Origin of the sequence: Branchiibius sp. NY16-3462-2, assembly GCF_001594145.1 — a bacterium.
Lineage (GTDB): Bacteria > Actinomycetota > Actinomycetes > Actinomycetales > Dermatophilaceae > Branchiibius.
The window spans coordinates 159861-173780 of record NZ_LVCF01000001.1; the positions used below are offsets into that span (position 1 = coordinate 159861).

At 65.3% G+C, this 13920-nt stretch carries 12 protein-coding genes and 1 riboswitch; of the genes, 7 read left to right on the forward strand and 5 right to left on the reverse strand.

Annotated elements, in window-relative coordinates; all coding sequences use genetic code 11:
* Position 1: 1 nt before the first annotated feature.
* The 3 genes from AZH51_RS00710 to AZH51_RS00720 all read right to left on the reverse strand — a co-directional run bounded on the left by AZH51_RS00710 (position 2) and on the right by AZH51_RS00720 (position 4855).
* Entirely contained in the window at positions 2-985 is a 984-nt protein-coding gene (locus AZH51_RS00710) for a ribonucleotide-diphosphate reductase subunit beta (protein WP_291520303.1), read from the reverse strand.
* On the reverse strand, positions 982-3498 hold the full coding sequence (locus AZH51_RS00715; RefSeq protein WP_291520304.1) for a ribonucleoside-diphosphate reductase subunit alpha: 2517 nt from the start codon (positions 3496-3498) through the stop codon (positions 982-984). The genes AZH51_RS00710 and AZH51_RS00715 overlap by 4 nt, the downstream gene beginning before the upstream one ends.
* A gap of 124 nt (positions 3499-3622) precedes the next feature.
* A riboswitch (cobalamin riboswitch) is annotated at positions 3623-3827 on the reverse strand.
* A 209-nt stretch (positions 3828-4036) separates the two neighbouring features.
* A complete protein-coding gene (locus AZH51_RS00720; protein WP_291520305.1) occupies positions 4037-4855 on the reverse strand; it encodes a type IV toxin-antitoxin system AbiEi family antitoxin domain-containing protein in 819 nt (272 codons plus the stop codon).
* A 305-nt stretch (positions 4856-5160) separates the two neighbouring features.
* On the opposite strand from AZH51_RS00720, the gene AZH51_RS00725 reads away from it, so the two are divergent.
* The 7 genes from AZH51_RS00725 (at position 5161) to mctP (ending at position 10853) form a co-directional block, all read left to right on the forward strand.
* Positions 5161-6081 (forward strand): ABC transporter substrate-binding protein, encoded by a 921-nt coding sequence (locus AZH51_RS00725; RefSeq protein WP_291520306.1) that lies wholly within the window; start codon positions 5161-5163, stop codon positions 6079-6081.
* Positions 6082-6085: 4 nt separating this feature from the next.
* Complete coding sequence (locus AZH51_RS00730; protein WP_367188016.1) at positions 6086-7027, forward strand: amino acid ABC transporter permease; 942 nt, start codon at positions 6086-6088, stop codon at positions 7025-7027.
* Positions 7028-7029: 2 nt separating this feature from the next.
* Positions 7030-7845 (forward strand): amino acid ABC transporter ATP-binding protein, encoded by an 816-nt coding sequence (locus tag AZH51_RS00735; protein ID WP_291520307.1) that lies wholly within the window; start codon positions 7030-7032, stop codon positions 7843-7845.
* Positions 7842-8162 (forward strand): S24 family peptidase, encoded by a 321-nt coding sequence (locus AZH51_RS00740; protein WP_291520308.1) that lies wholly within the window; start codon positions 7842-7844, stop codon positions 8160-8162. Before AZH51_RS00735 ends, AZH51_RS00740 begins: the two co-directional genes overlap by 4 nt.
* A 101-nt stretch (positions 8163-8263) precedes the next feature.
* Complete coding sequence (sodN, locus tag AZH51_RS00745; RefSeq protein ID WP_291520309.1) at positions 8264-8665, forward strand: superoxide dismutase, Ni; 402 nt, start codon at positions 8264-8266, stop codon at positions 8663-8665.
* Positions 8666-8853: 188 nt separating this feature from the next.
* Positions 8854-9165, forward strand: coding sequence for a DUF3311 domain-containing protein (locus tag AZH51_RS00750; protein WP_291520310.1), 312 nt, complete (start codon positions 8854-8856; stop codon positions 9163-9165).
* Complete coding sequence (gene mctP, locus AZH51_RS00755; RefSeq protein ID WP_291520311.1) at positions 9162-10853, forward strand: monocarboxylate uptake permease MctP; 1692 nt, start codon at positions 9162-9164, stop codon at positions 10851-10853. The genes AZH51_RS00750 and mctP overlap by 4 nt, the downstream gene beginning before the upstream one ends.
* Positions 10854-10886: 33 nt before the next feature.
* Here the strand turns inward: mctP and AZH51_RS00760 are convergent, their stop codons facing one another.
* Both AZH51_RS00760 and AZH51_RS00765 read right to left on the reverse strand, forming a co-directional pair.
* Complete coding sequence (locus AZH51_RS00760; RefSeq protein ID WP_291520312.1) at positions 10887-12164, reverse strand: HD domain-containing phosphohydrolase; 1278 nt, start codon at positions 12162-12164, stop codon at positions 10887-10889.
* A 5-nt stretch (positions 12165-12169) separates the two neighbouring features.
* Positions 12170-13501: an HD domain-containing phosphohydrolase gene (locus tag AZH51_RS00765; RefSeq protein ID WP_291520313.1), complete on the reverse strand. Its 1332-nt coding sequence runs from the start codon at positions 13499-13501 to the stop codon at positions 12170-12172.
* Between the last annotated feature and the right edge of the window lie 419 nt (positions 13502-13920).

Genomic DNA, 13920 nt, shown 5'->3' on the forward strand with positions numbered 1-13920 from the left:
GTCATGAGCCGACCTTCGCGTCCACCTCGTAGCTGGTGTTGATCGACTCGAAGAAGTTGACCAACTGCAACGTGTCGTTCGCGGTGGCCATCCACTTAGCGGGATTGCTGACGCCCCAATGAGGTTCGAAGCCCAACTCCTCCAGGCGCCGGTCCGCCAGATACTGCACGTAGGTGTTGATGTAGTCGGCGTTGAGCCCCAGGATGCCGCCGGGCAGCAGGTCCCGGTTGTAGGCGGACTCCATCTCCACCGCGTCCAGGATCATCTGCCGGATCTCGTCGGCGAACTCCTGCGTCTGCAGATCAGGGTTCTCTTCCAGCACCGTCAGGATCAGATTGATCCCGAACTTCAGGTGCAACGACTCATCGCGCACGATCCAGTCGATCAGCGAGCCGAAGTTGCGCAACAGGTTCCGCTGCCGGAAGCTCAGCGCGACCATGAAGCCGCTGTAGAACCAGATCCCCTCCAGCACAACGTTGTACGCCACCAGGTTGCGCACGAAGTCGCGCTTGCCCTCAGTGGTGGTGATGTCCAGCTGGGTGCTCGCCATCCGCTCGATGAACTTCACCTCGAAGGCCTCCTTGGCGGCCATCGACGGGATGTCGACGTGCGCGCTGTACGCCTCGTCGCGGTCGATCGGGAAGGTCTCCAGCACGTACTCGAACGCCATGCAGTGGTTGGCCTCCTCCCACATCTGTTTCGCGAGGTAGAGGTGGCCCTCGGGTGCGTTGATGTAGGGGTAGACACCGAACGCCAGCGCCTTGTTGACCAGCAACTCGTTGGGGTTGAAGTAGCTCATCAGGAACGTGACCGCGTGCCGCTCCTGCTCGGTCATCCGCTCGAAGTCGGCCAGGTCCTCCCCCAGCTGCACCTCGTGCGGGAACCACGTGTTGGCGACCGCCTGGTTGTAGAGGTCGTAGGCCCACTGGTAGCGAATCGGCTTGAGCAGCAGGCCGTCCTGGATACCGGTACCGAGAATTGTCATTGGCATGCCTCGCAGTTCAAGAGTTCCTGGGGGTCGGTCGGGCAGACCAGACCTTCGATCACTTCGGGTACGTCGATCGCTGGCTTCTCATCGATCGTCACCACCTGCGGTGGTGGGGTGGGCGCCTTCTCCGGCGCAGTCTTCTTGGCGAAGCCGAAGCCGCCGCCGCTACGGCCGGACGCCTCGGTCTTGTTCACCTTCACCGTCGACTGCTCGGCGGTGTGCCGCGGCTTCATGTGCAGGTAATAGGTCGTCTTCACACCCTTGCGCCACGCATCGACGTAGAGCTCGGCCATCGCACCGACGTCCCTGGACTCTAGATAGATGTTCCGGCTGATCGCCTGGTCGATCCACTTCTGCGCCCGCGATGCAATGACCAGGTAGGCGTCCGGCGGCAGTTGGAACGAGGTCTGATAGGTGGTCAACAGGTCCTCGGGGATTCCGGGAACAGCCGACAGATCACCCTGGGCCCGCAACAACTCCTCGCGGACCTGCTCCCAGAGGCCCCGCTCCTGTAATGCCGCGACCAGGTTGCGATTGACCTCCAAGAACTTGCCCGCAGAGGTGGCCCGCGAAAACAGTTGCGAGAACTGCGGATCCAGACCGGGCGTGGTGCCGGCGACCAGTCCGATGGAAGCCGTGGGAGCGATGGCCATCAGGGTGGCGTTGCGGACCCCTTGCCGCACCTTGGTGCGCAGAGCGTCCCAGTCCAGGCGCGCCGTACGGTCGACGTCGACGGGCACACCGCGGCGCTGCTCCAACACCTCGAGGGTGTCGAACGGCACCAGCCCCTTCGACCAACCGGACCCCTCGAAGTTGGGGTAGGCGCCGCGCTCGGCGGCCAGGTCGCAGGAGGTGTCGATCGCATGCCAGGCGATGAACTCGGTGACCTCGTCGATCAGATCGGCGGCCTCCGGTGAGGCGTAGGACAGGCCCAGTCGCTCGACGACATCGGTGAATCCCATCAGGCCGAGACCGATCGCGCGGTTCTGGCTGTTGGAGTGCTCCGACTGCTGCACCGACGACTTGGTGATGTCGATCAGGTTGTCCAACTGCCGCACGGCGAGGCGCGTGGACTCCGCGAGTCGGTCCCAATCCCATTGTCCCTCAACGAGATGGCGTGACAGGTTGATCGAGGCCAGGTTGCACACTGACACGTTGTCGCGGTCCTGCGGCAGGGTGATCTCGGTGCACAGGTTGCTCAGATGGATCGTGCCGGTGTTGTCGTTGAGGGCCCGCTGGTTGATGGTGTCCTTCCACGTCAGCCACGGGTGGGAGGTCGTCTGCAGGGAGACCAGGATCGCCTTCCACTGCTCCTTGGCGCGCACCTTCTTGAAGGACCGCAGACCGCCGCGTTCAGCGAGGGCGACATACTCGGCGTACCGCCGGGAGAAATCGTCGCCGACCAACTCGACCAAGTCGGGCGTCTCTAGCGGGTCGAAGAGATACCAATCGTCATCAGCGACAACACGTTTCATGAACTCGTCGCTGATCCAGACCGCGGTGTTCGCCGTGCGGGTGCGCCGGTAGGGGTCGCCGGCGTTCTGCCGCAGGTCGAGGAACTGCGGGAAGTCCAGGTGCCAGTTCTCCATGTAGAAGCACAGCGCGCCGAACTTCTTGCCACCCCGCGACACCGCTCGCAGGATCGAGTCGATCGTGTGCATGAACGGGATCGGCCCGGTCGAGGCGGTGTTGTTGGACCGGATCGGGCTGCCCTCCGAGCGCAGCTTGGTGACCGAAAGCCCAATGCCACCAGTGCCTTTGGTCAGCCACATCACGTCACGCATCGACGTCGCGATGTGCTCGATATCGTCGTCCATCTGCATGACGAAGCAGTTGGACAGCTGCGGTGTCTGCGTGCCGGCGTTGACCAAGGTCGATCCGGCCGCGAGGTAATCGAGCGAGGCCATCTTCCGGTAGAAGCCGATCGCGGCCTTCGTGGGTTCGGTCTCGTTGACCGACAGGCCCATAGCGACTCGCATCCAGAAGTAGGCCGGGACCTCGATCGGGTGACGACGCGCGTCGGTCGCCATGTACCGGTTGCGGAGGGTGACGATGCCGATGTAGCGCAACCCTTCGTCCAGTTGCGGATCGAGCGCTGCCGCAAGGCTTTCCAGGTCGTAGGTGGTCGCCAGGCGCTTGTCGAAGAGGCCGTCCTCGACGCCCTGGCGGACATAGCCCGGGAAGCGTGCCTGGTGCAGCAGCGCCAACTCGGTGTCGGTTTCGAAATCGCCGAGCACCTTCTTGTAGATCGTCTTCAGCAGCAACCGGCTGGCGATGACGTCGAAGTCCGGGTCGTCCTTGACGTTCTGCACCGCGACGTTGATCGCGGCCTCGTCCAGTTGCTGGGTGGTGATCCCGTCAAAGAGCGTGATCGCCAACTCCGAGGCGATCTGCATGGTCTTGGCCATCGCATCCGGCAGGCCGGTGGCCGCCCGTTCGATGGCCCGGTTGATGCGATCCGCGTCGTACGGCTCGCGCGTGCCGTCGCGTTTGGTGACGTGAAGTGTCACGTGCGTTCTTCTCTCCCTCGAAGTGCGCTCACGGTTGCGCAAGGGAGGGGGAAGGTACGGCGCGTGGCAGCGATCGACGTACCTGCCCGGCTCGTCCCACGAAAGCCGCAAGCACCCCACCGCAGGCTGCGGCAGGGGCAATGGCAGGTCTTCGGACTCGTGACTGTGCGGGTCTCACCGCGCCTACCGGCCGTCGCTTCCCAGGTCACCCAGTGCTGATGACGGCTTTCGTCCTCACATACCGCTGCGGGGCAGTGCCGGAATCTCGCCGGCTTCCCTCTTGCCCCTCCCCACTCATCGCGGGGAGGACCACTGCGTGCGCCACACTATCTAGTGGTCAGGTCGCTGACAACCCCTAGATGCAGTGTTTCGGCGTGTCGAATCACACCGATGTCATTTTCGCAGGTCACAGCGCCTGCTGTTCTGCCACCCTCCCGATCAAGGTTTTAGGAGATATCCAGCTTTTGGGAGACGCCGCCACAAGAGATCCCCTCCTGCAACCTCGATAGCTCCCGCAACCTCGCGGCCAAAAGTGCCATCAGGCCACATGAAGCCGTTGGGCCACCGCCTGCATGATCAGGTGCTGCACACTCGGCCAGTCGTTCATGACCTGCTGATAGCTGACCCGGATCACGGTGTAGCCCAGCAGCCGCAGCCGCGCGTCATGAGCAATGTCCTTCTGGCGCTGCTTGGGATCGTCGTGGTGTGCGCCATCGATCTGCAGGACCAAGCGATCGCCGATGAGCAGGTCGACCCAGTGACCCGCGATCCAGGTCTGCTGCACGATCCGCAGCTTCAGCCACCGGAGCCGATCCACGGCGATGGTCTCCAACCCAGAGTCCGCCCACTGCGCGGCCACATCGAAGACGGCACGCGCGCGAGGCGGCAGCGCGAGTCGGGCCACCGCTTCGGGCATCAGAAGTTTGCGACGAAAGGCCCCTTCCCAGGCGGCAAGTGCATTCTCATGGGACTGGCATTGCGCGACCAGGACGAGGGCGTTCTCGAGGGAGTCAACGGCCGCATCTGGATGACGGCTCAGCACCGGCGCCGACCAGTGACTGACACACCCCGGCACGGTGCTGCGGTGGCCCTGCGCGGCTATGTGCAACTGCGTCTCGTCGAACACCCACAAGCCTTGTCGCGCTGCTTCACTGACGCACGTCAGGATGCCGTAGGCCCGCACCGCCCGAATGATCCTGCGGTCGACGTCGGCGACGGCGACCCAGCCCTTCCGCACGCGGTGAATTCGCCGTTGCTGTATCGCCCGCCGGATCTGGTGCTCGCTGAAGCCGGCCGCGGTCAAGGTGCGAGTAGGCACTATCCCGCCCGATCGGCGTACCTGCTGGTCTATGTCCATCCAGGCACGATGCTGCAGATCGCATGCGCTGCGCTGAGCCACCTGTGGACATCCCGCCCGAGGTTCTGGGAGACATTCAGGTTCCAGGAGCCGCTAATGGCAGTTGGCTCCTCCCACAACCTCGATACCTCCCAGAACCTCGGGAGCGGAGGTCGGGAGGGGGCTGGGACGCAGGTGCGAATTCGCAGGGACGGTGTTACGGGCAGATCACAACCCGCGCGGCAACGCTCCCCGTAGCGCCGCAGGGTGTCAGGATCGGGGGAACGACCGTCACGGTCGATGTGCCGATCTTCAAGGAGCAGTAAATGCGTAGCATCACCAAAGCCACGGGTCTGAGCGCCGTTACCGCGGTTGCCCTCATGACCGCGCTGTCCGCGTGTGGGTCCGACAGCCTCAACACGGGAAGCACTGGCTCCGGTTCCCCCACCGCCAACGTGACCACCGGGGGCGCCGACTCCAGCCTCGCCGCAATGGTCCCCGCGGACATCAAGGCCAAGGGCACGCTCACCGTTGGATCCGATGGCTCCTACGCGCCCAACGAGTACCTCGAGGGCGGCACCAAGCTGGTCGGGATGGACGTCGACCTGTTCAACGCAGCGCTGGCCAAGCTGGGGCTGAAGGCGAACTGGCAGAACGCCAACTTCGACACTCTCATCCTGGGCGTCACCTCCGGCAAGTACGACGCTGCGGCCTCCTCGTTCACCATCAACGCCGAGCGCATGAAGCAGGTCAACATGATCAGCTACTTCACCGCCGGTAGCCAGTGGGTCACCGCCAAGGGCAACCCCAACAAGGTCGACCCGGACAACGCCTGCGGGCTGTCCGTCGGTGTGCAGAAGGGCACCGTCCAGGTCGATGACCTGACCGCTCGCAGCAAGAAGTGCACGGCAGCCGGCAAGGAGGGCATCACCCAGGTGGTCGAGCAGGACCAGTCCAAGGTGACGGCCGACCTGATCAGCGGCAAGGTCCAGGCGATGGTCGCCGACTCCCCGGTCGCGCTCTACGCGGTGAAGCAGACCGGCGACAAGCTGGAGGCCGTGGGCAAGATCTACGACTCTGCCCCCTACGGCATCGTCGTGGCCAAGGACCAGACTGACTTCGCCAAGGCGATCGCGGCTGCGTTCACGGCGATGGACAAGGACGGCAGCTACAAGCAGATCCTGGCCAAGTGGGGTCAGGAGTCCGGGGCGATCACGACGTTCGAGGTCAACCCCAGTGTCAGCTGACCCCATGATGACGACGGACCGGCCGGGCGAGATCGACGCCCGGCCGGTCCGGCATCCGTGGCGCTGGGTCGCTCTGGCGATCATCGCCGTCCTCGTGGCGATGATGATCTCCTCGTTCGTCACCAACCCCCGATGGGACTGGGGTTTCGTCGGCACGGTGATGAACTACAAGCCGGTCCTGCAGGGACTGGTGCAAGGCACCATCGTCGGCACGATCGGCGCCATGATCATCGGCATCCTCGGCGGCGTGATCCTCGCGATCATGCGGCTGTCGGAGAACCCGGTGCTGCGCGGTGTGGCGTTCATCTACACCTGGTTCTTCCGGGCCATCCCCCGCCTTGTGCTCCTGGTGATGCTCGGTGCGGGCGTCGCCGTGCTGTACCCGAAGCTGGACATCGGTTTTCCCTTCGCCCAGCAGATCCTCGGCATGGACAACGCGCTGATGATCGGCACCATCAACGTCAGCAAACTGTCCAACGGCATCATCGTCGGCATCATCGGCCTGGGCCTGTCCGAGGCGGCGTACATGGCCGAAATCGCCCGCGCCGGAATCCAATCCGTCGATCCCGGTCAGGCCGAAGCCGCCAAGGCGCTCGGCATGAGCAACGGCAAAGCCATGCGCCGGATCATCCTGCCCCAGGCAATGCGCGTCATCGTCCCGCCGACCGGGAACGAGACGATTGCCATGGTCAAGGACACCTCGCTGCTGTCCGCGGTCCCCGTCACGATGGAGTTGTGGTTCCAGGTCGAACAGGTCGCGAACCAGACCTACCGCATCGTTCCCGCGTTCGTCGCAGGTGTCATCTGGTACCTCATCATCTGCTCGATCCTCATGGTCGGCCAGTCCTATCTGGAGCGTTACTTCGGCCGCGGCTTCGGCACGGGGCCGGCAGCAGGTGCCACCAAGAGCCGGTTGCGGTTGAACTTCATCGGAGGCGACCACTGACTATGAGCACCACTGACAAGCCGCTGGTCCGCGCGCTCAACGTGACCAAGTCCTTCCACAGCACGCAGGTCCTCAAGGGCATCGACATCGACGTGGACTCCGGCGAAGTGGTCTGCCTGCTCGGACCGTCCGGGTCGGGCAAGACCACCTTCCTGCGGTGTATCAACCAGTTGGAGACCATCAACGGCGGCCGCATCTGGGTCGACGGCGAGCTCATGGGCTACGACGATCGCGACGGCACGCTCCATCGCTTGAACGACAAGCGGATTGCCCAGCAGCGCGGTGAGATCGGCATGGTCTTCCAGCGCTTCAACCTCTTCCCGCACAAGACGGCGTTGCAGAACGTCGCCGAAGGCCCGATCCAGGTCCAGAAGCGCCCCAAGGCCGAAGCCATCGCCGAGGCCCGCAGCCTGCTGGAGCGGGTTGGCCTGGCCGAACGCGCCGACCACTATCCGGCGCAATTGTCCGGTGGTCAGCAGCAGCGGGTGGCCATCGCCCGGGCGTTGGCGATGAAACCCAAGCTGATGCTCTTCGACGAACCCACCTCCGCTCTCGACCCCGAGTTGGTCGGTGAGGTGCTCGACGTCATGCGCGAACTGGCCGAGGCGGGTATGACGATGATCGTGGTGACCCACGAGATCTCGTTCGCCCGCGATGTCGCCGACCGGGTCGTCTTCATGGACGGCGGGGTCGTCGTCGAAGAGGGACCGTCGCGTGAAGTGATCGCCCGCCCGCAGCACGAGCGGACCAAGACCTTCCTGCGCCGCATCCTGGCCGAGCAGCACGAGACACCCGTGGCCGACCCCGCCGACGGGTGAGTCTGCCGTTCGGGATCGCCGTCGTGCGTGGCACCTCAATGGAGCCGACGTACGTCGAGGGCGACCGGCTCGTGGTGCGCTACACCCAGCGGGTGCGCCAGGGCCGACCCCACGTCGTACACCTGCCGGATGGCCCGGACGGTCCGCGGCCGGTCGCGGTCAAACGGATCACCCGACGCGACGGCGGCGGCTGGTGGCTCAGCTCGGACAATCCGGACGGCACCGACTCGCGGCAGTTCGGTCCCGTCGGCCCGCAGGCGGTGCTGGGCGTCGTGCTCTTCCGCTTGCCGCGACACGGTCGCATCAGTCACCCGTGAGCGGGTGCGCCTTCCAGCGGGTCACGCCCGCGGAGTAGTTTCGACGTAGCGGACCCGCTCGGTCGGAGTCCCGCCTCTTCGAGCCAACGAAAGGACGCCACATGCTGCGCAAGCTGTTCGCCCCCACCATCGAGGTCAGCGCCCACTGCGATCTGCCGTGCGGGGTGTACGACCCGGCCCAGGCCAAGATCGAGGCCGAGTCCATCAAGGGCATCTGCGAGAAGGTCGCTGGCAACGACGACCCCGACTTCCGCACTCGTGCGCTGATCATCAAGGAGCAGCGCTCCGAGTTGGTCAAGCACCACCTGTGGGTGCTGTGGACCGACTACTTCAAGCCCCCGCACTTCGAGAAGTACCCGCAGCTGCACACCCTGGTCAACGAGGCCACCAAGCTGGCCGGCGCCACCGGCACCAAGGGCGCTCTCGATGTCGAGACGGCCGACAAGCTGCTGGCCAAGATCGACGAGATCGCGGACATCTTCTGGGAGACCAAGAAGGCCTGATCCGCTCGCTTCGAGACCGCCGCCGATCCCATGGATCGGCGGCGGTTCTTCGTTGGCGGCGTTATCCTTCGGCACGCTATCTAACACGCCGATCCAGTTGAACCACGTGACGTCGGTCACGCGCTAGCTTGATCGATGGCCGCTGACGTCACGCGGTGGCCGGAGCCAGACCGTCGAGAGGTAGCTGCATGTCCGAGACCGACCCATCGCCAGCACCCGTGGATCCCAATGCCGCACCCCCGGCGCGACGCGACCTGCAGATAGTGATGGCGGTCTTCTTGATGATCCCGCTGCTCGCGCTCATCCCCGTCGGATGGTATTCGCGAGAGGATCCGAAGCTGGGCAGCTTCCCGTTCTTCTTCTGGTACCAGATGCTGTGGGTCTTCCTCACCGCCATCTGCACCTCGATCGCCTACGTGTTGTCCAAGAAGGCCCGACCGCGGCAGCCGATCGCCGAACGCACCCTCGGCGCGGATGACCACCAGGCGGGTGAACTGTGAACACCCTTGTCGCAGCGGCCAATCCGTCCGAGCCCAACACCGGAGTCAACGGCGTCGCCCTGGCCATCCTGATCATCTTCTTCGTGGTCGTCACCGTTCTGGGCTTCCTCGCCGCCCGCTGGCGGCGCGGTGACCATCTGAACTCCCTGGACGAATGGGGCCTGGGCGGAAGGTCGTTCGGCACCTGGATCACCTGGTTCCTGATCGGCGGTGACATCTACACGGCGTACACCTTCATCGCGGTGCCGGCCGCGATGTTCGCCACCGGTGTCGTCGGCGGCTTCTTCTCGATCCCCTACACCATCGTTCTCTACCCGATGATCTTCTGGTTCATGTCGCGGCTGTGGTCGGTCAGCCACCGCCACGGCTACGTCACTTCCGCCGACTTCGTCCGCGGCCGTTACGGATCCCGCGGTCTGTCGCTGGCCATCGCCATCACCGGCTTCGTGGCCACGATGCCGTACATCGCGCTGCAGTTGGTCGGCATCCAGGCCGTCCTCGAAGTCCTCGGCGTGGGCGGCGGTAGCAACTGGTTCGTGCGGGACCTGCCGCTGTTCATCGCCTTCATCGTGCTGGCGGCCTACACCTATTCCAGCGGTCTACGAGCGCCGGCCATCATCGCCTTCGTCAAGGACATCCTGATCTACCTGGTGGTGATCGTGGCGATCGTCTGGCTGCCGTCGAAGATCGGCGGCTGGGACCACATCTTCTCCTCCGCCGAGACCAAGATGGACACCACCAATCCCAAGACCGGCAAACCCACGGGGACCTTCCTGGTGCCGCCGGCCCAGAACTGGGCGTACGTGACGCTGGCGTTCGGTTCGGCGATGGCGCTGTTCATGTACCCGCACTCGGTGACGGCCGCACTGTCCTCCAAGAGCCGCAACACGATTCGCAAGAACGCGGCGATTCTGCCGGCGTACTCCTTCGTGCTCGCCCTGCTGGCGCTGCTGGGCTGGGTGGCCATCGCAGCCAAGACCAAGCCGATCGGTCTGGACGGCAAGGCCAACCCCCAGTTGGCGATCCCGCAGCTGTTCGAGGACCAGTTCCCGAGTTGGTTCGCCGGCGTTGCCTTCGCCGCCATCGCCATCGGTGCCCTGGTGCCCGCGGCAATCATGTCCATCGCGGCGGCCAACACCTTCACCCGCAACATCTACAAGGAGTGGATCAAACCCGACGCCACCGCGGCACAGGAAGCCAAGGTCTCCAAACTGGTCTCCCTCATCGTGAAGGTGTTCGCGGTGGCCTTCGTCCTGGGCATGGACAAGCAGAACGCGATCAACCTGCAGTTGCTGGGCGGCATCTGGATCCTGCAGACCTTCCCCACGATCGTGGCCGGACTGTTCACCCGGTGGTTCCACCGGTGGGCGCTGCTGGCCGGGTGGGCGGTCGGCATGGCCTACGGCACGTGGAAGGCGTACGGCGTGGCGAGCGCCGCGACCTCCCACTTCGGCGGCTCGACCGCGATCATGCCGATCATCGGCCAGCTGGGGTACATCGGTCTGACCGCCATCGTGCTGAACTTCGCGGTGGCAGCCGTCCTCACGCTGATCTTCCGGGCCGCGAAGGTGCCGGACGGCAAGGACTCGACCGTGCCCGCGGACTACTTCGCCGACAGCGACGATCCCAAGGTGCGCGCCTACGATCCGGACCCCTTCCCGGACGAGGCCGAACCGGGCCGGGCCTGAGCGCCGGGTGGGTACGCCGCGGCGTACCCACCCTCAGTGCCTGTGGACTTCCCCGCCCAGTTCAGCCATCAGTGCGTCGATGACCTCGGGATCGTATTCGTAGCCCAGGCCGAGATAGAGACGTTCCATCGCAAGCGAGTGGCGACCGGGGTCCCCGGCCAGGTGGTCGACATAGGCGTTGCAGACCTTGATGATCCGGCTGCCGATCGGTATCTGGGCGCCTTCGATGACTTCCATGTGGTACGGCGTGGCCTGGTCATCGAGCAACGTGGCCACCGACTCCATCCGGCCGGTGCGCCGAACGATCCCAGCTCCGGCTTCGGCAATCGCACGCTGGTCCAACGGGGCTGCTTCCGTCGTGGCACCATCCGGAATGGGCCGGTCCAGTGACACCTGGCCGATGTCGTGCAGCAGGGCCGCATCCTCCAGCACACTGAGTTGCCGGGGTCCCAGGCCCAAACGAACACCGACCAGGCGGCACAACTGCGCGACCTGCCGCGAGTGACCGGCCCGGTTGTAACCCGCCACCTCCGTCAACCGCGCCAGCGCCGCGACGGTCTGCCGACGGGTGGTCCGCTGCCGTTCCTGCTGGTGGATGGCAAAACGCATGAGTACCAGCGGAAAGGCGACCAACGGCGCCGCCAGCACGCCGAGAGCGCTGGTACCGAAGGCGATAGCCACGGCCGAACTGATACACGCGGCGCCGACGGGCACCTGCACGAACACCGTTTCGGCCAGCACCGAGGCGGCCTGATTGGGACGCGCTGTCAACAGAAGCACCAGCAGCCACAGCAAACCCGGGGCCGCGGCGCACGCGAGCATGATGAGCATCGACTGCCAGGTGTACGTGCCGCGGTGCGGGACCGCGTCGAACACGATCGCGGTGACCGCGGCCGAGATCAGGATCGCGCAGCGCACCGGCCAGCGCACGCGAACGACCCCCACTAGGCGCGAAAGCACGCCACCGACCAGCAGTCCGACCGCGATCGTCAAAAGGATGACCCCGTTGCCGAACCCGACCCGGTAGGAGGTCACCTGCTCCAGCGGACCCAGTGATGGCCAGGTGACCACCATGGCCAGTGCCAACGCCACCGCGATACTTGCGGGCGCGACCACGACCCCCGCCCCGGGCAGGCGGACGTCGAGCAGGCTGCCGAGTGTCATCCACAGCGCAAATCCGCCGAGCAGCTCGAGGTCCGTCACCGACAGTGAGTCGGCGTGATGGACGGCCGAGACGATCGACCACACCAGAATCACCGCGACCGCGGCCACCAGTGCGACCTTCACGGCCTCGTCCCGTGAGCGCAACACCCGCCTCATCGCCCGACGGACTCCGGCCGGTTGTTGTGCAGGTGCGCGATACGGTCCAACGCGGCGGCGATGAGGTCAGAGGCGGCCGGCAGGTCGTGGTCGAACCCGGGCTGCGCCACCACGTGACCTTCGATGGGCGGCAATTCCCCCACCACCGACTCGAACGCGACGACGCAGGCCGGGTCGAGTTGGGAGCCGGCGTGCTCCCACACGACCGGTACCGCTGCGGTCAGGTCGCCACCCAACTCGACGGAAATCGCGTACCCGGTCGCGGCGACCGCGACGATCCGGGCGAGCAACGGAATGGCCGTCCCCGCCAAGCGGTCGGGGTATCCGCGTCCGTCCCAGCGTTCGTGGTGATGCAGGATCGCGGTTGCCGACCGGTCGAGAAAGTCGATCCCTTCGACCATCCGCACGCCACGCTCCGGATGGGACATCAACCGCTCCATGTCCGACCCAGCCAGATCGATTCCGGCGGGATTGCCCCCCAAGCGGTGGGGTACATGACGAACCTGGTCGGGACTGGCCAGGCCCACGTCATGCAACCAGGCCGCAAATCGCAAGGACTCGACCTCTTCATCGGAGAGGCCGAAGCTCTCCCCCATCGCGATGGCGATCGCGGCGATCTGAGCGCCCCTGCCTTCCAACACCGGGTCGCGCGCTTCAAGTGCCGCCACCAGCGTCTCCACCGTGCGCTGCTGGGTGCTCTGTTCGGCCGTCTGCTGTCGAAACGACCACTGCGCAAGTAACAACGGGCCAGCCATGAGCACGACGGTGGCCGCGCCGAGGCCGACCGGCGCCCAGAGCACCGCGATGACGAACCCGACCAGGCCGTATCCGAGGTATCGCAGCCAGGACCTGCGGATCATGTCGGTCAGCGTCCGGCGCAGACTCGCCGGGGAGGTCAGCGCGATCATTCCGGCGAGGAGAGCCATGTTGAGCACGAAGAGCACCACGATCGCCGCGATCAGCGGCAGCAGGCCGTGCAACAGTAACCACAGCGGCGAGTGCGGCTCGCTGGTCATGATGCGGCCACCGATCAGCCCGTAGGTGCACGCCGCAGTCACGCTGACCAGTCCGGTCATCCCACCGTTGAACGCCCGGACGATGGGCCGCCAGCGCACCGGGCTCAAAGCGGTGCCGAGGCCACCGACCGCCAGCGCGCCCCACGGGCCGAGCAACGCGATCGCCGCGGCGATCAGGATGGACGTCACCGAGATCGTCGAGGCACTACGCCACTTGGAGGTGTTCCATTGGGCCAGCACGGCCAGCGCCAGCAAAGTCGCTGTGGGCAGCGGATCCGGCAGATCGACCTGCTCAAGGATCAAGGTCGCCACGACGGCACCGAGAGTCAAGTAGATCCCGGTGACGAAGGCCTGACGAGGCGTCAAAAAGAGCGCGGACCAGCCCGAAGGACTGGTCCGCGCGGCCGAGGTCTTACCCGATGTCAGGGCAATCCTCAGGCGTCAGGGTCCCACGTGGCTACGTGCGGGCTGACGGTCGTCGCGCCACCGCCGACCCAACCGGACCACCATGAGAACCACGAGGCGAGATGCCAACCCATATCGATCTTCCTTTCCGACTGCTCGAGGCAACGCCCCGGCGCCACCTACCCACTGTGCGCGGGTTTGGCGACCGCGCGGACCGCGATCACCACTACGCCTATAGTGACAGAACTGCACCACTTGCGGGCGAGAAGAGAATACGAAAGTTCACGCTCTCTTTACCAAGATTGCACTATGGTTCGCGCTTGACC

Bases quoted from the DNA above. Each gene is read 5' to 3' on its own strand.
- AZH51_RS00710 (WP_291520303.1), bottom strand. From the start codon at position 985: ATGACAATTCTCGGTACCGGTATCCAGGACGGCCTGCTGCTCAAGCCG.
- AZH51_RS00720 (WP_291520305.1), bottom strand. From the start codon at position 4,855: ATGGACATAGACCAGCAGGTACGCCGATCGGGCGGGATAGTGCCTACT.
- AZH51_RS00725 (WP_291520306.1), top strand. From the start codon at position 5,161: ATGCGTAGCATCACCAAAGCCACGGGTCTGAGCGCCGTTACCGCGGTT.
- AZH51_RS00730 (WP_367188016.1), top strand. From the start codon at position 6,086: ATGATGACGACGGACCGGCCGGGCGAGATCGACGCCCGGCCGGTCCGG.
- AZH51_RS00735 (WP_291520307.1), top strand. From the start codon at position 7,030: ATGAGCACCACTGACAAGCCGCTGGTCCGCGCGCTCAACGTGACCAAG.
- sodN (WP_291520309.1), top strand. From the start codon at position 8,264: ATGCTGCGCAAGCTGTTCGCCCCCACCATCGAGGTCAGCGCCCACTGC.
- AZH51_RS00750 (WP_291520310.1), top strand. From the start codon at position 8,854: ATGTCCGAGACCGACCCATCGCCAGCACCCGTGGATCCCAATGCCGCA.